Genomic DNA, 22940 nt, shown 5'->3' with positions numbered 1-22940 from the left:
TTGCCAAGTAATTATGTTTGGTCAATCACCATAGATGGCCAGGGGAACAAGTGGATTGGGACAAATGGTGGAGGTCTTGCTGTGTATCGTGAAGGAGGAATTATTATGCCATTTATTCAAGTTAATAAAACAAACATAAGTTTTGGGAACAAGTATATAGGTAGAACGGTGTATGACACGATAGTGGTAAACAACAGGGGTGTTTCAAATTTGACGATATCAGATATAAAAATAAACAATCAAGTATTTAGATACATAGGCACATTGCCGTTGGTAGTAGCGCCGAACGGTTCAGCAAATCTTGTGTTTAGTTTTAGTCCTATTGAGTCAAGGGTATATGTTGATACGATAAGGATAGTGAGTAATTCAGTGGTTGATTCGGTGTTAAGTGTAGTGTTGACAGGGAGGGGAGTAAGACCACCATATGTTGCGTCATCGGTGGATACATTGAAGTTTGGTAATGTTGTTGTTTTGGATTCATTGACGAGGATATTTTGGATATACAATCGTGGAGAGATGGACACGGTGAGGATATCTTCAATTTTGGTTGAGAGACCGTTTTATTATGTGGGTTCCGTTCCTGTTGTGATAAGACCTGGAGATAGTGTGAGTTTGAGCTTTCGCTTTAAGCCAGATACATCAGGTGAGCATAAGAGAGAGGTAAGAATATTAAGCAATGCTTGGAATGACACATTCAGAGTATATTTAAGTGGTGTTGGTATTTTTACTATTTTGAATCGCCATAAACCTGTTCAATCAAACATTGTAAAGTTAGTTTACAGAGTTGGAGGTGCTTCATCGTTCAACATTACTTCATTTGAGTATTCAACAGATGGTGGTAGAAGTTGGATAAGTAGTTCAAATATAAGAGGTAGATTAAGTGGTATCGGGGATAATTCAGTGGATACGATATATTGGGAAAGCAAGAGAGATTTACCTTCATTTGAGGGATTTGTCAGAGTTAGAGCGAAGTTTAATGCTGGTGGATTTGAGTATTTTGTTTACATAGACAGTGTCGGGGTTGACAATCTTGCGCCGAGATTTTTGGGTATAAGAACGCATAGAAATCTCTCAAGCCCAAATAAAGTTGTTCTCTACTGGGATAGAGCAGTTGATATAAGCAGGTTTCATTATGATGTTTATTTTTCAGAAACTGATACATTTGACATAACAAGGCAATATGTTAGGACTTCGGTTGATAGTGCGTTGATTTCTGGATTAAAGACATCAGTTAGATATAGATTTTGGGTTAAGGTTGAGGATGAGCATGGTCAATATACTGTTAGTTCAGTATATCAGGGTAAGGTGAGTGGTTTGTGCGATTATAATGGTGATAACAAAGTAGATGCGTTTGATCTTGGGAGATATGTTAAGTCTTGGACTGATAGAAATTATTCGGAGGCGGATATATATCCGTATAGTGGTGTTTTTCCTTTTGTTGTGGTTGTTGGCGATGGGAAGTTGGATGTGAATGATGTTTTCACATTTACGAGGATATGGGATTATTCACATATTCGTGGCTTGCCGAAGGTTGTAAGATATGATAGTTATGTTTTGAGGGAAGAGATAGAAAATTTAGATGGAAAATTGATTTTTAGACCTGAGGTTCATGGTGAATTTATTTCTTATGGGGTTGAGGTTCATTATGGTGATGTTAGGGTGGATAGTTTCGTAGCTTTAAGGGAAGGTATAAATCTTGTTTATAGAGATAGTTTAAGTAGAGTGATTTACTTTGATTATTCCAAGAGTGGAGGGATAGTTGAGAATGGGGAGGGATTGTTTAGAATTGTAGCTGGTGGATATGGGGATGATGATAGTTTAGTTGTTAAGTTTTTTGCTTACGATGAGAGTTCACTTGAAAGTGGAAAAGTTTGTTATGAGAAGGAATATGTTTACAGGTTCGTAGATTTGCCGAAGTATTTTGAGTTGTATCAGAATTATCCGAATCCATTTAATCCTGCAACACATATAAAGTTTGATTTGCCGAGGGAAAGTTATGTTAAAATTTTAGTTTATGATGTTGTTGGTAGGTTGGTTAAGGTTGTTTTTGAAGGCGAACTTCAGGCGGGGAGACATTTGATTAGGTTTGATGCTAATGACTTGCCAAGTGGGGTTTATTTCTATAGGATAGTTGCAAGTAATCAATATGGAGATAAATTCGTCAAAACAAGAAAAATGGTCTTGGTAAAGTAAAATGCAATCAATTATGATGAAACAAAAATTTTTCTTTCTTTTGATCCTTTTCTTTTCATCGTGTGTAAGGCAATTTGATAATCCACTTGATCCCGAAAGCAAGTTCTATTCTCCGCCATCTGTTGAAATTACGAATCCGCAGGAAGGTGAGGTGATAAATTCAACAAGCGTCACTATAAACTGGAACGGGAATAGACCTGAGGCAAATGAATTTAGGTTTAGATTGGTAAATTACTCCGACTGGTCAAATTGGACCAATATAACAGGTGCTACATTTGATTATTTAGATGATGTAGATTATACATTTGAAATTGAAGTTAGGTATAAAGGACAAAGTGAGATTAGAAAATCTACAAGGAAATTTAAAGTTGATGGGGTTAGAGGTCCGACTTTAAAATTTTATAAGTTGAGAAATGTTGCCAGCTCAACAGGTCAAGAGATCACAGTTCAAGTGTGGGTAGAAGATGTTAATAAATTTAAGAGTGGAAGTTTTAAAGTTTATTTTGATAAAAGTGCTCTTGTTTTCACTGGGCTTGAAAAAGGTGATTTCGTCAGGCAAAGCGGACTTGAGCAGATAATATTACCTGATTTTAATCTTCAAAAAACAATTGATGAAGCAAACAACAAAGGATATGTTGAGGTGACCACAGGGGTTCTCGCTACTGGTTCTGCTTTAACTTCTTTAAGTGGAAGTGGGGATATAGTCAAGTTAAAATTTAGAGTTAATGCTGTCAGGAGCTATCTTGAATTAAGAGATATTGAACTGCTTGATGAGAATGGAAACAAGATAAATGTAAATCCAACACCATCCGCAATTGTTGAGGTTAGGTGAAAGAGAATTTATTTTCGCACCAAGAACAGAGAAATTTCTGGGATATATGTAATTAAAAGAAGTGCGATGAATAGTATCAGGATAAATGGCAAGGTTGAAAGGTAAATTTTGACAATCGGTTTTTCAAATCTGAAACTTGAAATAAAAAGATTTAATCCAACGGGCGGAGTAAGATAACCTATCTCAAGGTTTGTAAGAAAAATTATTCCTAAATGAATGGGATCAACTCCAAACTCCAAAGCGATCGGTGTGATAATTGGAACAACGACTATTATTGCGGAGAAAATATCCATCAACATTCCAACAATGAGAAGAAAAAGATTCAGAAGAAGAAGGAATGTGTATTTGCTTGTGATGTATGTTTGTATGAGTTCAAAAATTCTCATCGGTATCTGTGCGTCAATTAAGTAGCTTGTCAGACCGAGCGCAGAAGCTAAAATTATCAAGATCCCACCAACGAGCATCATGCTTTCCTTCATAATTCTCGGGAGGTCTTTTTTAAGATTCAAATCTCTATAGATGAAGAATTCAACTATGAAGACATAAACTGCGGTTATAGCTGATGCTTCTATCACTGTAAAAAGCCCAGCGTAGATCCCACCAATTATCAGAAATGGCAATGGTATTTCCCATATTGCGTCAATTGTCGCGCGCCATAGGTTTTGAAGGGAAAATTTTTGTGTTTGGACGACCTTGTAATTCTTCAAAGTGCTATATATTGACAGAAGAAGGATAAGTAAAATTCCAGGGGCAATTCCAGCAATGAAAAGTTTATCTATGTCAACTTGTGCAACAAACGCATATAGAATTAACGGCAAGCTCGGTGGGAAAAGAAGACCTAAGCTTCCAGATGTCGTTACAAGACCTAATGAAAATTTCTCTGAGTAGTTTCCTTTGATAAGTGCTGGAAAGACGAGCCCGCCAAGTGCAACGATTGTAATCCCAGAGGCACCTGTAAAAGCTGTAAAAATCGCACATGATACAAGAACAACTATAGCAAGTCCACCAGGCATCCATCCAAAAAGTGCGTTCGTTAAGTTCACGAGTCGTCTCGGAGTGTTGCTTTCTGCAAGTATATATCCAGCAAATGTAAATAAGGGAATAGCAATTAGAGTTGAAGTATTTGCGAGACGAAGCATTTCAATTATTATCGCTGATAAGTCCGTTTGTGCGGAGACGAAAGCTAAAATTGCAATCGCTGATATAACGGCAAAAAGCGGAGTTCTGAAAAGAGCGAAAAGGATGAATAAAAGTATCAAAAGAAAATTTAACATCCTGCCTTAAAAAATGTTTTTGATGAAAATGATTTTGAGAATGTTTATGGTGAATCGTAAACTTATTAACGAAAAGCCAATCGGAATTATCATCTCAAGTATCCAATTCTGAATACCAAGGAAAATTTCCCTCGGGAATTCAATTTCCATTTTAATGAAATCAATTGACGATTTAAGCAAAATCAGGCAGACGGAAAGAGCAAAGATGTTTGTAATTATTGAAATTAGTTTTTTAAGTTTCGGTGAAAGATATCGTGTTAAGACATCAATGTTTATATGTTTATTCTCTCGTGTTGCAAGCGATGCGCCTAAGAACGCAAGCCATAGAACTGTATATCTTAGCATCGGATCAGCCCAAGGAAGCCCAGTTTCAAATAAATTTCTCAACAAAACTTGAGCAAATCCAACTATCACCATAAGCGAAAGCAAAAAAATTAAAAGCGCGGTTTCAATTTTCGCAAGAATATCATCTATTAAGTTTAGAAATTTCATCAGTTTGATGCTTTTTGATTTAACTTGCGATATTCTTCAAGAGCTTTTTCAATTTTGTTAAGCCATTCTTCGGTGAACAATTTCCCCACAAGCATTCGTCTTGCCTTCCTACCGATTTCGTCATATTCTTCAAGGAGCTTTTTAGAGGGAGGGTTTGTGATGATTATTCCGTTTTTCTTCAATGTCTCAACCGCTTTTTCGTTATCTTTCCTGCTCAATTCAACGAGTCTTCGCATGTACTTTTTTCCGTTTCGTATTAGTATATCTTGCAGGTCTTTGGGGAGTGAATCAAAGTATTTTTTAGAGATCAACAACGCCCCTGACGCATCGCTGAGAGGGACATTATGCATGTATTTAACTTTTGTGAACCATTGTGTTGCAAGCACTGCCAAGGGAGAACCATAGACGCCATCTATCAATCCAGTTTGTAAAGATGTTAAAACTTCCGTCACAGAAAGTGGAACTGGTGTAATTCCAATGACTTTATATGCTACTTCTGCAATTGGATCACCTTGCCAAGCCCACATTCTTAGCTTCTTTAGGTCTTCAATTCCATAAACTGGGGTTTTCGTAAATGTGTAAACAAATCCAACTTCAGCCCATCCAAGCAAGACGAAACCGCCTTTCTCAATTTCTTTTTCAAATTCATCGTTAAATTTTTGATAGATATAATCAACTTCATCATAAGTTTTGAAGAGAAATGGGGAATCAAGCACTCTTAAATTCGGCGCTATCTGTCCAATTCCAACTCCTGTAAATCCGCCAGCGTGATATTGACCTATGCGAATTTTTTTCAGGACATCAATTTCATCTCCAGCGACACCTCCAGCATAGATCTTAAATCCGATTCTTCCGTTGCTTTCTTTTCTTATTTGAGCGTCATATTCTCGCAAGACATTTATCCAAGTGCTTCCCTCGGGAGCGATTGTCGCAACTTTTATAAGATATTCCTGTGCTATTGCAAAATTTAAAAGCAAAAGAAAGAGAAAAATTTTCTTCATCGTTGTTTTTCTTTTTGTTTAAAATAATTCGTCGCCTATGTTTTTAAATTTTTCGGCTTTTTTCTTGGCAATTATGTTAAGTAGTTCAGCATCTTTTAGAAGCTCTGGTGGTGATTCAAGAACATAATTTAGTAGCTTTTCAAAAAGTTCTCTATCCTGCGTTTGAACAGCGTAATATCTTGCGTAGAAAACATATGGAAGTAGAAATTTCCCTCCGGAAATTTGTATACATTTTTCAAAATGTTCTTTCCCTTTTTCTGGATCTCCTCCAAACAGCTTTGGTCTAGCTGAAAGCAAAACGCCGAGAAACATATTTCCAGAGCTATAGAAATAAGTTTCATCAAGTTCAATAGTGCGTTTGACCATCGCTTCTATTTTTGGAATTTGCGCTATCGCATCTGGATCATCTCTACTTAGGTTGACATAGCTTCCCCAAGCCATCGCAGTCCAAAATAAAATCGGTACATCTTTTCGCTTGAAATCAGATTTTAAAACTTTCTCAAATTTTTCAAAATCTCCATCAACGGATTCAGCAAATTTTTTGTTTTTTGACTTTAAAAATTTCATCCCGTAGTCAAAAGCTCTTTTGTAAAGAAGTTTCGCCCTTTGAGGATCATCATCTTCAACAAAACCTAAAGCGTATCCAGTATATCCTTGAACTAAAAATGTGACGGTTTTCTCGTTGAGGGAATCAACATTGTAAAGTGCCTCAAGAAGTTTTAAATTTGCTGGGATGCTTGATTTTGCGATTTCATAATCGGTTTCGCTAAATATCGCTTTTACTCCGGCGTCAAAGATTCCGCCAGCGTATCTTATTGCCATTTTTTGGACACTGCAAGCTTGCAGAAAAAGCGCAAAAATTAACACTATTTTGAGATTAAATAGTCGCATAGAAACTTCATTTTTGTTTAATTCTTCAAAAATTTAAGCAAGCGAAATTTTAAAAACAAAGTTGAGAGATTCATTCTAAGGGCGTTGAATTTTAACTCTGATATTGGATTTGGGATTAAAAATTTTTCAATTGGACAGGTTTAATGCGACCCATTGCAGGTTGCACTTAATCCGACATCTTGACAAATTGATTTAAATTCATTATCTTCAATTCAGAAATATAAAAATAAACAGGAGAACCTATGGGAAGGAAGGTTTTCTATATTGACACAGAGAACCTGAGTTTAAGCGAGGTTAGAAACATTCAGCTTAAATTTTTATTGCTGATTTTTCTTATCATTGTTTTCAGTTTAGGGTTTCTTTTCGTTTTAAACTATTTCACAGGTGATATTCTCGGCTTTGGAAAGGCAAGGGCAGAGAAATTACAGCGGGAAAATAATCTTTTAAAAGAACAGTTAAGAATTTTAAAGGAGAAATTTCAACGAATTGAGAACATAGTAGCGAAGTTGCTTGAGCAAGACAGGGAATTACGACTTGCGGTGGATTTGAAACCAATTGACGAAGATATTAAGAAGGTCGCTGTCGGTGGAGTTGAAGAAAAGTACGAATTCAATTTTTCTGACGAAGAAGTTGAAAAATTACTCGCTGAATCATTTGCGAAGCTTAATAAACTTGAAAGGGAAGTTAGATTACAACAGAAAAGTTATGAAGAAATTTACAAACAATATAAGCTCAACCAGGAGAAGTTTAGACACATACCTGCGATTTTGCCTTTAAAAGGTGGTTTAGCGTCAAAATTTGGATATAGGCGTCATCCGATACTTGGAATTTGGGCGATGCACGAGGGAGTAGACCTTGTCGTTGATGTTGGGACCCCTGTTTATGCAACTGGCGATGGAATTGTAAGTTATGTTGGATATAGAGGTAGATACGGACTTCTTGTAGAAATTAACCATGGTTTTGGTTATGTAACTATTTATGCGCATCTTTCAAAAGCATTGGTGAGAGAGGGACAAAAGGTCAAACGTGGAGATAAAATTGGGCTAAGTGGTGCAACTGGTCTAGTGACAGCACCGCATTTGCATTATGAAGTGTGGAAAGATGGTATTCCACAGAATCCATTAAATTACTTCTTTGAAGAAGTTGATCCATCAAGATATAAAGAGCTTGTTCAGGAGTTAAACAACAAAAATAACGGAGGCTGACATAATATGTTGTGGACACCTGAGTTAATTCGTTATCTTGAAGGTGCACCATGGCCGGCGACAAAGCAGGAACTTATTGAATATGCCAAAAGAATCGGAGCTCCACCTGAAGTAATTCAAAATCTTGAAGAACTTGAAGATTCCGATGAGGAATATAATGGGATTGAAGATATTTGGCCAGATTATTCCCCTGAAGATGAAGATGATTACCTTTATGGTGAGGAAGATGAATATTGATGATAATCAACCATCCCGCCCTAATGGGCGGGATTTCGTTATTTGTAATTAAGTAAAACGGAGATGAGAAACTTAATCTTTGTTCTTTTAATTTGCTTGGGCACGATCTCTGAAGTATACGGACAAGATTTTGAATTGAAAAAGATCAGTTTCCAAGGGAATAAAACTCTCACTCAACGAGAACTATATTCCGTTATCGTATCAAGACAAAGCCCTTCTAAATTTTGGCAAATTCTTTACAAGATAAATGAACGCCTCGGGGACAAACCACAGTATCTTGAAAGAATTAAGTTGATAAACGATATCATAAACCTTCGGAATTATTATCTTGACAACGGCTTTTTTGATGTAAAGATAGACACATTGATTGATTACAACCACGAGGATAAAACCGCAAATTTAACATTTCTAATTCAAGAGGGACAACCTTATCTAATTGATAAAATTGAATTCACAGGTTTTGATGAAGTTCCCGAATCTTTGAAAGCAATTTTGTTTGATTTCTCCGTCCTTAAACTTGGGAAAAGATATAGAAGAATTGATGTTGAAGCCGAGATTCAGAGAATTTTAAATTTGTTATACGACAATGGTTATCCAAAGGCATATGTTGATAGGGCGAAAGTCCGCGTTTTTGTTGATTCATTAAGAAAAGTCGTTTCTGTTTTCGTTCCGTTTAATCCAGATGGGAGATTTATAATAAGAGATATAAAAATTTTCTTTGAAGAGCCGGGGAGGATGAAAATTTCGGAAGAATTGATAACGCGTGAACTTGAATTTAAGAGTGGTGAATTGTATAATCAAAGTTTGATTTTGAGAAGTGAATCAAATTTAGCACAAATTGGTTTGTTTGAAATAGTTAGAATTGGCGTTGGGCAAATGGAGGAAAAAGATACGATAAATTTTGCAGACATAAATGTTTCAGTTGTCACGAGAAATAAGCAAGATATTTCTCCGTCAATTTATTTCAGCGATGAAAGAAATGCTTTCAATGTCGGTGTTTCTCTTGATTATCAAAATAGAAATTTTCTCGGTGGTGGAAGAAATTTTTCGGCAAGCCTGAGATTTCAAATTCAAAGTTTAAATTTGAAAAACTTGCCAACTCTTACGGATACGATAAGCGCAGGGTTGATTGAGACGAACTTGAAGCTAAATCAACCGTATCTGCTTGGGCGAAGAATTCCAAGCGAGTTCAGCTTGTCTTTAATGATAGATAAGCAAAAAAATTACACTTTGAACATAGCAAGAAATAGGGTAAGGTTCATTTATAAACCGAGTGACGAATATTCTGGTTTCTTTGATTGGGATATTGAGGGGATTGATATAAGATTTCAAAAAGCGGTTGATCCGTTGCTTGAAAAACTTTATCAAAGACAGCTTAACTCAATTTTGACTTTAACTTTTCAAATTGATAGGACAGACGATTTGATCTATCCGCGCTCGGGGTATGCTCATTTGATCTCTGTTGAAGAGGGGGGAATAGTTCCGTATTTTTTGGGTATGATGGGGATAAAAGTTTTGCCTTTTTCCCAGTATTATAAATTTGGTTGGCTTTACAGAAGATTTTTCAGCTTGAATAATTCTGTTTTTGCGTTTAAATTTAAGTTAGGTATTGCGAACGAATTTTTCATTAAATCAGAGAGAAAGTTTGAGTTGCAACCTATACCGATAAATAGAAGGTTTTTTGCTGGTGGAAGTGCAAGCGTTCGCGGTTGGCGAGTAAGAGAACTTGGGACTGTGCCTGAACCTTCACTCGGTGGAAATGTTTTGATAGAAGGGAATTTTGAAAATAGAATTATATTTTGGAAAAATTTTGGGACGGTATTTTTTGTTGATTTGGGGAATTTGTGGGATGATTTGAAATATGTTAAATTGAATCAGTTTGCGGTTGCTGCTGGATTTGGCTTTAGATACTTAACATTTTTCGGTGGCTTCCGGCTTGATTTTGGTTTTAAAATTTATGATCCCGGCTCTTACACGAAGTTAATTTTTAATAAAACTGCGAAGCAAATTCTAAAAGAGATGGTCTTTCATATCGGAGTAGGACAAACTTTCTAAGAAAACTTAAGAACCTGATGGCTTGGTCAAATGTAATAGGTCAGGATAAGGTAAAGCAGATCTTGATAAATGCGATTTTAAACGAAAAAGTATCGCAAGCTTATCTGTTCTATGGACCAGAGGGTGTTGGGAAAGATGCGATGGCAATTGAGTTTGCTAAAGCATTGAATTGCGAGAGAAGAAAAGGTGAGGCGTGCGATGAGTGTAAAACATGCAAAGGGATTTCTGAATTTTCACATCCAAATGTTAAGTTCATCTTTAAATTGCCTCTCGGTAGGAACGAGACGAAGGATGACTCGCCACTTGAAAAGCTTGATGAATCAGAGATAAAAATTATACAGGAACAAGTAAAGCTTAAATCTCAAAATCCCTATCATAAAATCACAATCCCGCGAGCAAACAACATTAAGATTAATAGTATCCGGGAAATCAAAATGGAGGTATCGCACAGTACATTTATTCCCGGTTGGAGAGTGATAATAGTATCCGATGCGGATGCGATGACGGAACAAGCGGCGAACGCATTTCTTAAAACACTTGAAGAACCAACGCCAAAGACAGTGATAATTTTGACCACTGCTAACAAAGATAAACTCCTTCCAACAATTATATCAAGATGTCAACTTGTTAGATTTTCTTATCTTTCAGATGACGAGATAGCTAGAGCGCTTATTGAAAGATATGATGTAAGTGAAGCAAGGGCACGACTTATTGCACGGCTTGCGAATGGAAGTTTTGGGAAAGCGCTTGAACTTCTTGATGTCACAGTAAAAGATAAAAGAATCAAACCGATTGATTTCCTTGCAACTATTGCTTCAGGTAGAGTCGTTAAGTTATTGATTGAAATTGAAAAAATCGTGACTGATTACGAAAGAAGTGAGATAGAGAATTTTCTTAATATAATTCTCACATGGTTCAGAGATGCGCTTATGATAAAAGTTGGTTTGGAGGACAAAGTTATAAATGTTGATATGCTCGAGCGATTGAAGAAATTTGTTGCTAACTATGGTGAGTTTGAATATGACAGGGCAATTTCTCTTGTTGAAAAAGCCATTACGCAAGTTGAGAGAAATGTCCAGTTGAACTTAGTTTTGATAAATCTTTCAATTGAACTTTCTGAATTGATGAACAAAGCTTATCTAAAAACAAAACAAACAGGCATATTGCAATGGACAGGCAAATAGATTCACCTTTTTGGCTTGATGAAAGCTGGGAATCATTCGGAAGTGGTTGGGAGCAGTTAGATAAAACATTTATAGCGGGAATTGAATCAGAAGGTCTTGAGGTAGAAGAAGCAAAACTTCCTTGTGAATCCTGCTTTAAAAAGCCTTTTGATCCGGAGCTTGCTAAAATTGAACATACCTTAAATCTTGTTGAAGTTGAATTTAAAAGCATGCGTCGGGACTTCTTTATAAATGATCAAGATCTTGATCTTAAGCCTGGAGATTATGTCCTCGTTGAAGCAATTCGTGGAATTGACCTTGGAAGGGTGCATCTCGTTGGCGAGAAGGTTCATAACAAAAGAAACTTTTTAGGCATCGTTGGTCAAGCAATGAAGAAAGTTATAAGGGTTGCAAATGAAGATGATTTGAATAAGCTAAAGAAAAATAGAGAAGATGAGGTCAAGGCATATTACATCTTCAAGGAAAGAGTGAAACTTTTCAATCTTGATATGAAGCTAATTGATGTTGAATATCAATTTGATAGAAATCGTCTTACATTTTACTTCACTGCAAGTGGTAGAGTTGATTTCCGTGCTTTTGTTCGTGATCTTGCAAAGATCTTCAAAACGAGAATTGAACTTTGGCAAATCGGCGTGAGAGATGAAGCAAGGAAAATCGGTGGAATCGGCAGTTGTGGGCGAGCTTTGTGTTGCAACACATGGCTTGAAAAATTCAGCAAGGTCACACTCGTTCACGCGAGATTTCAAAACTTACCTTTGAATCCGATAAAGCTATCAGGACAGTGCGGGAGATTGAAATGTTGTCTTTTATTTGAAATTGGAACATACCTTGAGGCATTGAAGAATTTCCCGCCGATTGATTATGAGATACAAACCGAAAAGGGAATCGGAAAAATTGTAAAATTTGATATATTCAAAAACTTTATTTATGTGCATTATGGCAATGACATTTGGGAAAGATATACGCTTGATGAAATTAGAAAATTCGTTCCCCCTGAGGCATTTGAAAAGAACAAGGAAATTTTCTCAAATGGGTTCAGTTGATTTAGTTCTTTTGTTTTATTAAATTCTTAACGAACTTCTTAAAATCCGACAACAAAGATCATTGCTAACTTGAACAAAAATTTCAAAAGAATTCTTGTAACTGCTGCACTTCCTTACGCGAATGGACCGATCCACCTTGGGCATCTTGCTGGCGCATATCTTCCCGCAGATATATATGTCCGTTATCAAAGATTGAAAGGAAGAGATGTTATTTACATTTGCGGTTCAGATGAGCATGGGGTTCCCATAACTATCACCGCTGAGAAGGAGGGCATCACTCCACAGCAAGTGGTTGATAAGTATCACTACATGAACAAGGAAAGTTTTGAAAGGTTTGGAATGAGTTTTGATAATTACTCGCGGACTTCGCTTCAAATCCATCATAAAACGGCACAAGAATTTTTCCTTGAACTTTACAAGAAGGGGATTTTAAAAGAGAAAACCACAAAACAGCTCTATTGTGAAAAAGATAGGATGTTCCTTGCAGATAGATATGTTGAGGGGATTTGTCCCGTGTGTGGTTCATCTGGAGCAAGAGGTGATCAATGTGAAAAATGTGGAAGCTGGCTTGAACAAACCGATCTAATTGAGCCGAAATGTAAGATCTGCGGTTCAACTCCAGTAATTAGAGATACATCGCATTGGTATCTGCCATTGGGTGATTTCCAAAAACGACTTGAGGAATGGATAAGCGCCAAAACTGATTGGAAGGAGAATGTAAAGCAGTATGTCTATTCATGGTTCAAGGAAGGATTACAAGATAGAGCTGTGACAAGGGATTTACATTGGGGGGTCAAAGTTCCAATTCAAGGTGTTGAAGGAAAGGTAATTTATGTATGGTTTGATGCTTTGCTTGGATATATTTCAGCTACGAAGGAATGGGCGCAAAAAATCGGGCAACCAGAAAAATGGCGTGATTATTGGCAAAATCAAGACACAAGGTTAATTCATTTCATTGGAAAAGATAACATTGTATTTCACTGCATTGTTTTCCCAGCGATGCTCATGGCTTGGAACGAAGGAAGAAACGATGAGATTTATGTTCTACCTGATAATGTCCCCGCAAATGAATTTTTAAACTTGGAAGGCAAGAAACTATCAACCAGTAGAAATTACGCCGTATGGTTAAACGAATATCTTGAAAAGTTTGAACCAGATCCATTGCGTTACGCCCTTGCGAGCATTTTGCCGGAAACGAAAGACACTGATTTTTCATGGAAGGATTTTCAAGCAAGAAACAACAACGAACTTGCGGATATACTTGGTAACTTTGTTAACAGAACTTTAACATTTGTTAAAAAGAATTTTAGAAATCGCGTCCCCGAAAGATTTGAACTTGAAGAGATAGACAAGGAATTGATAGCGAAGCTGAAAGAGTACACAAATAAGATAGCGGAAAACTATGAGAATTTTAGAATAAGAGATGGAGTTTTTGAAACTATGAATCTCGCAAGGTTTGCTAATAAATACTTTAACGATACAGAGCCGTGGAGGACAATAAAAGAAAACCCAAACCGTGCTTCAACTTCAGTAAATCTTTGTCTTCAAGTTGTTAGATCACTTGCCATTTTATTTGAACCTGTTTTGCCTTTTTCATCACGAAAGATATGGGATATGTTGAATTTGAAAGATGATATTGTGAAGGTTGGTTGGGACAGCGCTGGTGAACTAATGCTTGAAGCAGGACATGAACTTGGTGAGCCGAGAATTTTATTTAGAAAGATTGAGGATGCCGAAATTGAGGAAGAGATAAGAAAATTGAAAGTTGCAGCTGGCGAACTCGTTGAAGAAAGGATTGAATTCAAACCTCAAGTTTCAATTGAAGATTTTGAGAAAATTGATCTTCGTGTCGCCGAAATTATTGAATGTGAAAAGATTCAAAATTCAGAAAAGCTCTTGAAATTAAAAGTTAAGATCGGGCGCGAGGAAAGACAAATTGTTGCTGGTATTGGTAAACATTATAAGCCGGAAGAACTCATTGGCAAAAAAGTTGTTGTGGTTGCAAACCTAAAACCAGCTAAATTAATGGGAATTGAATCCCAAGGTATGCTCCTTGCAGCTGTTAAGGATGAAAAGTTAACAATCATAACAACACTTGATGAAATTGAAAGCGGAAGCCAAGTAAGATAAATCCCGAACCAAGAGTTCGGGATTTTCAATAAAATAAAAATAAAAAGGAGCAGAAGCCATGATAAGCGAAAAAGAAAAAGCACTTAAGGACGGGGCAAGATCAATTTATGACATGGCTCTTGAGACATTTGACAAAGCTGCTGATCTTTTAGAACTTGAGTGGGATATTCGCGAGCACATCAAGTATCCCGAGAGAATTTTAATTGTTAATTTCCCAGTTCGTATGGATAACGGTAGGGTTCAACATTTTGAAGGGTATCGTGTTCAATATAGCACAGCGCGAGGTCCAGCAAAGGGCGGAATAAGGTATCATCCAAGCGTTACTCTTGATGAGGTTAAGGCTCTTGCGTTCTGGATGACTTGGAAATGCGCCATTGTTAATATCCCATTTGGTGGGGGTAAAGGTGGGGTTGTTTGTAATCCAAAAGAGATGTCAATTGGGGAACTTGAAAGATTAACGAGAAGATATACAGCGGAAATTTTACCATTGATTGGTCCAGAAAAAGATATTCCAGCGCCGGATGTCTATACTAATCCACAAGTGATGGCGTGGATAATGGACACTTACAGCATGATGAAAGGTTATGCGGTTCCTGGTGTTGTCACAGGAAAACCAGTGCAACTTGGCGGTTCTCTTGGTCGTGATCAAGCAACAGGGCGTGGAGTGTTTTACACAACTCAAAAAGCGGTTGAACATCTCGGTATGAAGCTTGAAAATTCAACCGTTGTCGTGCAAGGTTTTGGAAACGCTGGCTCTGTCGCAGCGATGTTATTTGAAAAAGCCGGCGCTAAAGTTATAGCTGTGAATGATTCAAAAGGCGGAGTTTATAATGACAAAGGTCTTGATGTGATGAAATTAATTGAGTATAAGAACAAAACCGGTAGCGTTGTTGGTTTCCCAGGCGCAGAACCAATAAGTGCAGATGAGCTCTTAGCTTTGAAGTGTGATATTCTCGTTCCAGCTGCACTTGAAAATGCAATTCATGAGGGCAATGCCGGAAGGATCAATGCTAAAATCGTCGCAGAAGCTGCGAACGGACCAACAACTCCAGAAGGAGATGCGATTCTTGAAAGTAAAGGTGTGTTTGTAATCCCAGATATACTTTGCAATGCTGGTGGAGTTACTGTTTCATACTTTGAATGGGTGCAAGATGAACAACACTTATTCTGGGATGAAGAACAAATTTATAACATGCTTGAGAGAATAATGAAACGTGCTTTTGACGAGGTTGTTAATATCCATCTGAAGAGAAATGTTTCAATGAGGATGGCTGCTTATATGCTTGGGATCAGCAGAGTTGCTGAAGCCGTTAGACTTCGTGGACTTTATCCATAATTGAAAGCAAGCGGGGGAAGTTTTCTTCCCCCGCTTTCGTTAAAAAATCAGCCAAAATGAATTTTGAAAATGCAAAAACTAAAAATCGCTTTTATTCTCTTACCTTTCATTTTTCTAAACTCTCTTGCTCAAAACTTAACTTTATCGTTTTATCTCGGTAAAAATTTCCCGCAAAAAACTTATCTTAAAATTTCGCAGGACATAAACAAAACCTTTTTGAGATTTGAAGATGTTGAATTATCTGATAGATCTTTTGAATTTCCGCTTTATTATGGAATGAGAGCTTCTTACGATTTGAGATTCATTAATCCACGGATATTTGCTGAACTTGAATTCATACATTCAAAGGTTTATTCAAAACCTTCGCAAATTGTCAGGGTATACGGAATTTACAGGGATGTTCCAATTGACACTTCTCTAAAGTTGGGTGACATAGTTCAGAATTTTTCAATTTCGCACGGACTAAATTATTTGATTTTGAATTTTGGATACAAGGCGACTTTTAATCCGAAAGTTGGAATGTTTTTAAAATTCGGTTCGGGGATTTCAATCCCACACTTTGAAACAACTATTGATTCACTTTCTTTTGAGAGATATGAGTTAAATGAGTTTGTAATCCAGCTTTCGGGAGGTTTAAACTTTGAGGTTTATAAGAAAGTGAATGCCTTCGTTGAATTAAAATATACGAGCGGTGAAATTTTAAATGCAGGAATCTTTGGTGGTACTGCTGAAACTTTTATCAAGATGTGGCATATCGTCTTTGGGTTTAGTTATTCTATTCTGAAATAGATAGCTTTTGGATTGAGATAGATGGAAATCTGGCGAAGAAATCTTTACATCGTTTGGATAGCTCAGTTTATTGCGATGATGGGAATGAGCATGATTGTTCCATTTCTCCCATTTTTTATAAAGGAAATTGGGGTTACGGAAGAGGTAAGCGTTGCGAGATGGAGCGGGATTGTTTTTTCAGCTCCATTTATTGTCTCGTTTTTTGTGACACCTTTTTGGGGAGCGCTTGGAGATAGATTCGGAAGGAAATTGATAATGGTTAGAGCAATCTTTGGGCTTGGAATTGCTCAAATTTTAACGAGTTTATCCCAAAATGTCTATCAACTTTTTATTTTCAGGATGATTCAGGGTGCGATAAGTGGATTTATTCCATCTACGCTTGCGTTTGTTTCCGCCGAAACTCCATACGAGAAGAAAGGCTATGCTATTGGGGTTCTTCAAACTGCAACTTCAAGCGGACATTTGCTTGGGCCTTTGTTTGGCGGAGTCCTTGCCGACTTAGTTGGGTATAGATATATTTTTCAATTAACAGGTTTGATGTGCTTTCTTGCTGGATTTCTTTTGATTTTCGGTGTTGTTGAGACGAAAAGAAATGATCGTAGAAGCGAAAAAAATGATTTAAAAGTTCTCTCCGAGAATTATCGGCTCGCTTTTGGAAATGCGAATATAAGCGCAGGTCTTATTTTGATATTTTTATCGCAGGCCACGGTTATGATTGTCCAGCCGATTTTTGCTTTGTTTGTTGAACATATCACTGGCGATGTGAAGCATATCTCAACTTTAGCTGGATTTTCGTTTTCAATTGCAGGTGCGTTTACCGTTTTATCTGCTCCATTTTGGGGAAGGAAAAACGATAAAGACATTAAAAAATATGGCATTTTTGGTTATAAAAGAAACTTGATTCTTTCTTTTTCAGGAACTGGTTTGTCTTTTATTCTTCAAGGGATTTCAAATTCAATTATTCTCGTGATAATTTCAAGAGCGTTATTTGGATTTTTTCTCGGTGGGACGACACCAGTTTTGTATTCTTTTGTCAGTAGAAATGTTGAAGAGGGGAAACAAGGGGGAGTTATGGGAATTGCTTCAAGTTTTACGACGCTTTCAAATGTAGTTGGACCTTGGATTGGTGGATTAATAGCCAGTTTTTGGGGTTTAAGAGTTGGATTTTATTTAAGTGCTTTGATCAATTTTATTTCTCTTTTCATTGTAGTTAAAATTGGTGTCAAGAAATAAGTTTTGGATTTTATGTTTGAGTTTTTAAATTTAATTGCCAATTTTGCCCGGGTGGCGGAACTGGGAGACGCGCTACATTCAGGGTGTAGTGGGCGAAAGCCCGTGCGGGTTCGAATCCCGCCCCGGGCACAAATAGTGGGATTAAACTTGTTTATTTTGGCTTATTTTTTTAAGTTTTGAAAAAATTAAAAATAACCTATGATAGATGAACGAGAATCAAAACGAAAGAATGGATGGAAAACCAGCGGAAGCAAGTTTATGGGATTATTTTTATGTCCTCTACAAGTGGAGAAAATTTATACTTGTTAATGTAATTATTTTCACATTGATCGCAGTTATAGTTGCCTTCGTTTTACCAGTTCAATATAAAGCTACTGCAACGGTGATACCTCCTAGAAAAGGTGATATCTTTGGAGGTCTTGGGACATTGGGACAATCTATTCGTGAATTTGCGCCTTTTTTAAGGGGGATGTCAGGAAGTCAATTCCCGCTTTTCACATATCTTGCGATACTCAATAGCAGAACCGCTATGGAGAAGGTCGTAAGTAAATTTGATCTTATAAAAGTTTATGGCATAGATGATTCGTCTATGGAAAAAGCTGTTAAAGAATTAAGAAAAAACACGGATTTTGAAATTGATGAAAACGGGGTTCTTGTGATAAATGTCTATGATAGGGATAGAAAAAGAGCAGCTGATATGGCAAATTATTTCGTTGAGGTCTTGAATGAAATAAACATAAAATTAAATACCGAGGAAGCAAGAAATAATCGCATCATCATAGAGAGAAGATATTTGCAAAATCTTGCCGACCTTAAGTTAGCTGAGGATACGCTTAAGAAGTTTCAACAAAAATATGGGATTTATTATTTACCTGAACAAGCAAAAGCAGCGGTAGAAGCAGCTGCTGAACTTGAAGCTCAAATCATCGCAGAGGAAGTTAAACTCGGTATTTTACAAAGGCAACTTGGAGATGATTCACCAGAGGTAAAGACAGCGAAAATACAAATAGAGGAAATGAGAAAACGTCTCAACCAGATGAAGGAAGGTAATGAAAGAGTGCGAAGTGAAATGAGTTTGTTCGTTCCATTTAAAGATATGCCAGAGCTTGGGTTACAGTATTTGCGACTTTATCGTGATTACGAGATTCAAAATAAACTTCTTGAATTTATTGTTCCTTTGTATGAGCAAGCAAAAATTGAAGAGCAGAAAAACATACCTGTTGTCCAAGTTCTTGATTACGCTGTGCCACCAGAGAAAAAAGCAAGACCCTTCAGAACTCTAATCATTTTATCTGTTTTCGCTTCTTCATTGGTTTTATTTGTAATCGTTGCTTTTTTGCTACATCTGATGGATTACAAAAGACAGACCATTTCAACGGACAATAAATTAGCCAAGATAAACGATGTAATTAAAAATATATACGGCGTTCGTTAGTTTTGAAGTTTATGCCTAATATATTTTTATCTATTCCATCCAACAAAAAGCTTTTTGAGAGTTTTTTATCGTTAACTTTTTTCCAAATAGTTAACTACATCATCCCTCTTGTCACCATACCATATCTTTCCAGAGTTTTGGGACCTGATAAGTTTGGTTTGGTTATGTTTGCACAAACTTTAATGATATATTTCAACATTTTGACCGACTACGGTTTCAACCTTTCTGCGACCAGACAAGTTGCAATTAATTCAACTCATAGGGATAAACTCAAGGAGATATTTAGTTCGGTTTTGATAATAAAGATGATTTTAGTTTTTATATCTTTGTTAATTTTGTTGGTTTTAATTTTACAAGTTGAAAAGTTTAGAGTGAATTCGGAGATTTTTATTTTAGCGTTTCCTTCAGTTATCGGGCAAGCAATGTTTCCGCTTTGGTTTTTTCAAGGGCTTGAGAGAATGCGGTATATAGCTATACTTTCGTTTCTATCAAAGTTTATTTATGTCGTCTTGGTCTTTGCTTTCGTGAAAAATAATTTTGATTATCCATATGTTCCATTGTTTTATTCTCTTGGAAATGTAATAAGTGGGATTGTTGCTTTAACCTTGTGCTTTCATAATTTTGGTGTTAGTTTGTTTATTCCAACTTTTGATAAAATACGAGATCAACTTAAGGATGGTTTTTATGTTTTTTTGGGGCAGATAAGTATCCAACTATTTAATTCTGTTAACATTTTGTTGCTCGGGTTATTTTCTGAAAATATATATGTTGGTTATTACACTGGAGCTGATAGAATAATTAAAGCTTTCAACTACATTGCTGTTCCAATTGTAAACTCCATTTATCCCCATGTTGCTGGTTTGCTTGCCAAGTCAAAAAATGATGGCTTCAAATTTTTGAAAAAAGTTCTATTTATTTTCGCTCCTATGTTTTTAGCGATTTCGGTTTTTTTGTTTATTTTTGGAGAACAAATTGCGGTTTTGGTTTTGGGTGAAGAGTTTTCAAGTTCGGGCATAATTGTCAAAATTTTGTCAATTTTACCTTTTTCGGTTTTTTTAAATAATATCTTCGGAACTCAGATATTGATCAACTTAAATCGCACAAAGGAGTATACATTGGTTTTTCTTTTCGCAGGTTTGATAAATGTGTTTTTGATATTGGTGCTTGTTTGGGATTTAAAGCACATAGGTGTTGCAATTGCGACTTTATGTTCTGAATTATTTGTATTATTTGGAACATATTATTTTGCAACTAAAGAGGGATTCAAAATTTTATGAGGAGATTGACAATTATATTGCCTGGGTCAGCGTTTGCACCTATTGGAGGTTACAAAATAATGTATGAATATGCGAAAAGATTAGCGCAGAAAAATTACGAAATTATTTTTTACTATCCAGAGAGATTGATGTATCTTAAGAGAAGCTTTTTTAGAGTATCCTTAAAGATTCTTCTTTCAATCTTTCGCCGTCCTTGGAGTTGGTATAATTTTGGAGACGCAAGCAAAAAAATAATTCACAAAACAATCCCGCGCTTGAGAAGCGAACATATTTTAGATAGTGATTTAATAATTGTCACTTCAGTTGAAACTGCTTACGAAGTTAAGATTTTATTGGAGGGCAAAAGAATTAGTAAGCCTGTTATATATTTTATTCAACATTTTGAAAATTGGAATGTAAGCGATGAAAAAGTTAAGGAATCGTACAATTTCGGTTTTTATAATGTTGTCATTTCAAAGTGGTTAGGTGAAAGGGTTAAATCTTCTGGATCGGAGGTTGCTTTGTTCTTGCCAAACGCGATAGATGTTAACATATTCAGAATCATCGTTAAACCAGAAGATAGAGATGATAAAACTGTTCTTATGTTATACCACACTTTATCATGGAAGGGAAGCAAAGAAGGGATAGAGGCTTTGAAAATTTTAAAGGAAGAAATTCCAGATCTAAAAGCTAGCTTGTTTGGTGTATTTCCACGACCTAAAAATTTACCTGATTGGATAAACTACATTAGGAATCCTAAAGTTAATGATCTGGTTAATCTTTACAATCAAAATGCTATTTTTTTAAGTCCAAGTTATTCAGAGGGATTTTCTCTGCCTTCAGCTGAAGCGATGGCTTGTGGATGTGCTTTGGTTACTGCAAATAGTTTGGGAGTTTTGGAGTATGCTTTCAATCAAAAAAATGCGATAGTTACAAGCTCGCCACCAAATCCTTATGAGTTGGCTGAAGCGGTTAAGAAATTAATTGACGATAGGGAGAAAAGAATTAATTTTGCGTATGAAGGATACAGGACAATTCGGGAATTTTCATGGGAGAAAAATACTGATGAGTTTGATAAATTTATTAAAAAGATAATTGGCTAAGATGGTCATCTATGTATGCTCCTTTGAGCGTTGTAATTCCGTGTTATAATGGTAAAGATGTGATAGGGAGAGCGATTTTGTCCGTATATGAGCAATCTTGGAGACCTGCGGAGCTAATAGTTGTTGATGATGGCAGTGATAAGGAAACAATTCAGATTCTGCGAAAATTGAAAGAGAAATACGGAGGTTGGATGAAGTTGATTGAGCTTGGGGAAAATTCTGGTGGTCCAAGTTTACCCAGGAACATTGGTTGGGATAACGCTACACAACCGTATGTCGCATTTCTTGATCAAGATGACATATGGCATCCAAAAAAAGTAGAAATACAACTAAAATTCATGGAAGAACATCCTGAATTTTCAATTACAGGGCATGATATGAAGATGTGGGACAAGCACGGACTAAACTTTGACTTACAAAATTTTAAGTGGTGGGAAGTTTCAAGAGCGATGATTTTACTAAAGCGCTATTTTTTCACGGACACGGTGATTTTGAAAAGGGATATTGGGTTTAGATTTGAGCCTACTTTTAAACATTTTGAAGATTCCTATCTTTGGTTAAATATGATATTATCAGGTTGCCGCGGAGCTTACATTGATTTACCTCTTGCGTTTGTATTTAAACCTTTTTTTGGTTATGGTGGGCTTTCGGGTAATCTATGGGAAATGGAGAAAGGAGAGTTAAGAGCTTATTTTGAACTTTCAAGGCAGGGAAAAATAAGTAAGTTTGTTTTACCATTTTTGTATGTATATTCTCTTCTGAAGTTTATTAGAAGAGTTTTGATCAGCGTAAAAATTAAACTTGAGAATAGTTTTTGAAGTGATGTTTAATTCGCAGAATACAAAACACGAGTTCATAATTTTTACCTCTGGTTCATTTTACAAGTTTGCCTTGCTATTGCTTATTTTGGGGTTACAATATGAAACTATTCCGTTGCCGATTAAAGCTCAAATAATGCCATTTACGAGTGTTTTGGCTTTGTTATTTTTTATATTTACAATTGATAGTTTTTACAAAACTCCTGTTTTTATGCTTTTTGCCGTATGGTTCATTTATGGTTTATTTCATTCAACGATCATGCTTGTAATAGACTTATTTAGATTTAATGGTGAACCTCTTCGCTTTTTTAGTTGGTTGAGACAGCTAACAACATTTATAATTGCTGGGATAACTTTTTGGGTATTTAGATATTTAATGAGATATGTAGATGAAAAATTTTTATGCTATAGTGTAGTCCTTTTATCTATTCCC

The 22940-nt window shown here is 36.2% G+C and carries 20 protein-coding genes and 1 tRNA gene; 17 read left to right on the top strand and 4 right to left on the bottom strand.

Going from position 1 to position 22940, the window contains the following annotated elements:
* Together NZ923_10515 and NZ923_10510 are read left to right on the top strand one after the other, a co-directional pair.
* Positions 1 to 2193: choice-of-anchor D domain-containing protein (locus NZ923_10515; protein ID MCS7230443.1), on the top strand; the 2193-nt coding region annotated here is incomplete at its 5' end.
* A gap of 16 nt (positions 2194 to 2209) precedes the next feature.
* Positions 2210 to 3025: a cohesin domain-containing protein gene (locus NZ923_10510; GenBank protein MCS7230442.1), complete on the top strand. Its 816-nt coding sequence runs from the start codon at positions 2210 to 2212 to the stop codon at positions 3023 to 3025.
* Between the two features lie 8 nt (positions 3026 to 3033).
* Here NZ923_10510 and NZ923_10505 read toward each other — a convergent pair whose 3' ends face one another.
* Genes NZ923_10505 through NZ923_10490 form a run of 4 tightly spaced genes read right to left on the bottom strand, consistent with a single transcriptional unit; the run spans position 3034 to position 6614 of the window.
* Entirely contained in the window at positions 3034 to 4299 is a 1266-nt protein-coding gene (locus tag NZ923_10505; GenBank protein ID MCS7230441.1) for a TRAP transporter large permease subunit, read from the bottom strand.
* 6 nt (positions 4300 to 4305) lie between these two features.
* The gene (locus NZ923_10500; protein MCS7230440.1) at positions 4306 to 4791 is read right to left on the bottom strand and encodes a TRAP transporter small permease; all 486 of its coding nucleotides are present in this window, start codon (positions 4789 to 4791) and stop codon (positions 4306 to 4308) included.
* Positions 4791 to 5792: a TRAP transporter substrate-binding protein DctP gene (gene dctP / locus NZ923_10495; GenBank protein ID MCS7230439.1), complete on the bottom strand. Its 1002-nt coding sequence runs from the start codon at positions 5790 to 5792 to the stop codon at positions 4791 to 4793. The genes NZ923_10500 and dctP overlap by 1 nt, the downstream gene beginning before the upstream one ends.
* A gap of 18 nt (positions 5793 to 5810) precedes the next feature.
* The gene (locus tag NZ923_10490) at positions 5811 to 6614 is read right to left on the bottom strand and encodes a TRAP transporter TatT component family protein (protein ID MCS7230438.1); all 804 of its coding nucleotides are present in this window, start codon (positions 6612 to 6614) and stop codon (positions 5811 to 5813) included.
* Positions 6615 to 6925: 311 nt separating this feature from the next.
* On the opposite strand from NZ923_10490, the gene NZ923_10485 reads away from it, so the two are divergent.
* The 15 genes from NZ923_10485 to NZ923_10415 form a co-directional block, all read left to right on the top strand.
* Positions 6926 to 7888, top strand: coding sequence for a peptidoglycan DD-metalloendopeptidase family protein (locus NZ923_10485; protein MCS7230437.1), 963 nt, complete (start codon positions 6926 to 6928; stop codon positions 7886 to 7888).
* 6 nt (positions 7889 to 7894) lie between these two features.
* The gene (locus NZ923_10480) at positions 7895 to 8125 is read left to right on the top strand and encodes a DUF2795 domain-containing protein (protein MCS7230436.1); all 231 of its coding nucleotides are present in this window, start codon (positions 7895 to 7897) and stop codon (positions 8123 to 8125) included.
* 63 nt (positions 8126 to 8188) lie between these two features.
* A complete protein-coding gene (locus NZ923_10475) occupies positions 8189 to 10180 on the top strand; it encodes a BamA/TamA family outer membrane protein (protein MCS7230435.1) in 1992 nt (663 codons plus the stop codon).
* A gap of 17 nt (positions 10181 to 10197) precedes the next feature.
* The gene (gene holB / locus NZ923_10470; protein ID MCS7230434.1) at positions 10198 to 11364 is read left to right on the top strand and encodes a DNA polymerase III subunit delta'; all 1167 of its coding nucleotides are present in this window, start codon (positions 10198 to 10200) and stop codon (positions 11362 to 11364) included.
* Positions 11349 to 12407 (top strand): Signal peptidase-like protein, encoded by a 1059-nt coding sequence (locus tag NZ923_10465; protein ID MCS7230433.1) that lies wholly within the window; start codon positions 11349 to 11351, stop codon positions 12405 to 12407. Before holB ends, NZ923_10465 begins: the two co-directional genes overlap by 16 nt.
* Positions 12408 to 12476: 69 nt before the next feature.
* Complete coding sequence (gene metG / locus NZ923_10460; protein ID MCS7230432.1) at positions 12477 to 14537, top strand: methionine--tRNA ligase; 2061 nt, start codon at positions 12477 to 12479, stop codon at positions 14535 to 14537.
* Positions 14538 to 14649: 112 nt separating this feature from the next.
* Positions 14650 to 15873 (top strand): Glu/Leu/Phe/Val dehydrogenase, encoded by a 1224-nt coding sequence (locus NZ923_10455; GenBank protein ID MCS7230431.1) that lies wholly within the window; start codon positions 14650 to 14652, stop codon positions 15871 to 15873.
* A gap of 69 nt (positions 15874 to 15942) precedes the next feature.
* Positions 15943 to 16662: a hypothetical protein gene (locus NZ923_10450; GenBank protein ID MCS7230430.1), complete on the top strand. Its 720-nt coding sequence runs from the start codon at positions 15943 to 15945 to the stop codon at positions 16660 to 16662.
* A gap of 21 nt (positions 16663 to 16683) precedes the next feature.
* Positions 16684 to 17895: an MFS transporter gene (locus tag NZ923_10445; protein ID MCS7230429.1), complete on the top strand. Its 1212-nt coding sequence runs from the start codon at positions 16684 to 16686 to the stop codon at positions 17893 to 17895.
* A 45-nt stretch (positions 17896 to 17940) separates the two neighbouring features.
* A tRNA-Leu gene (locus tag NZ923_10440) sits at positions 17941 to 18024 on the top strand.
* 76 nt (positions 18025 to 18100) lie between these two features.
* On the top strand, positions 18101 to 19330 hold the full coding sequence (locus tag NZ923_10435) for a Wzz/FepE/Etk N-terminal domain-containing protein (GenBank protein MCS7230428.1): 1230 nt from the start codon (positions 18101 to 18103) through the stop codon (positions 19328 to 19330).
* An 11-nt stretch (positions 19331 to 19341) separates the two neighbouring features.
* Positions 19342 to 20607 carry a flippase gene (locus tag NZ923_10430; protein MCS7230427.1) on the top strand — a complete coding sequence of 422 codons (1266 nt, stop codon included), beginning with the start codon at positions 19342 to 19344 and terminating at the stop codon, positions 20605 to 20607.
* Positions 20604 to 21689 (top strand): glycosyltransferase family 4 protein, encoded by a 1086-nt coding sequence (locus NZ923_10425; protein ID MCS7230426.1) that lies wholly within the window; start codon positions 20604 to 20606, stop codon positions 21687 to 21689. The genes NZ923_10430 and NZ923_10425 overlap by 4 nt, the downstream gene beginning before the upstream one ends.
* 11 nt (positions 21690 to 21700) lie before the next feature.
* Positions 21701 to 22507 carry a glycosyltransferase family 2 protein gene (locus NZ923_10420; protein MCS7230425.1) on the top strand — a complete coding sequence of 269 codons (807 nt, stop codon included), beginning with the start codon at positions 21701 to 21703 and terminating at the stop codon, positions 22505 to 22507.
* Positions 22491 to 22940, top strand: a 450-nt coding sequence (locus NZ923_10415) for a hypothetical protein (GenBank protein ID MCS7230424.1), incomplete at its 3' end; no start/stop codon positions are given. The genes NZ923_10420 and NZ923_10415, both read left to right, overlap by 17 nt.

Source organism: Candidatus Kryptonium sp. (assembly GCA_025060635.1).
Classification (GTDB): Bacteria; Bacteroidota; Ignavibacteria; order Kryptoniales; family Kryptoniaceae; genus Kryptonium.
This window is presented reverse-complemented; position numbering and strand designations above follow the sequence as displayed.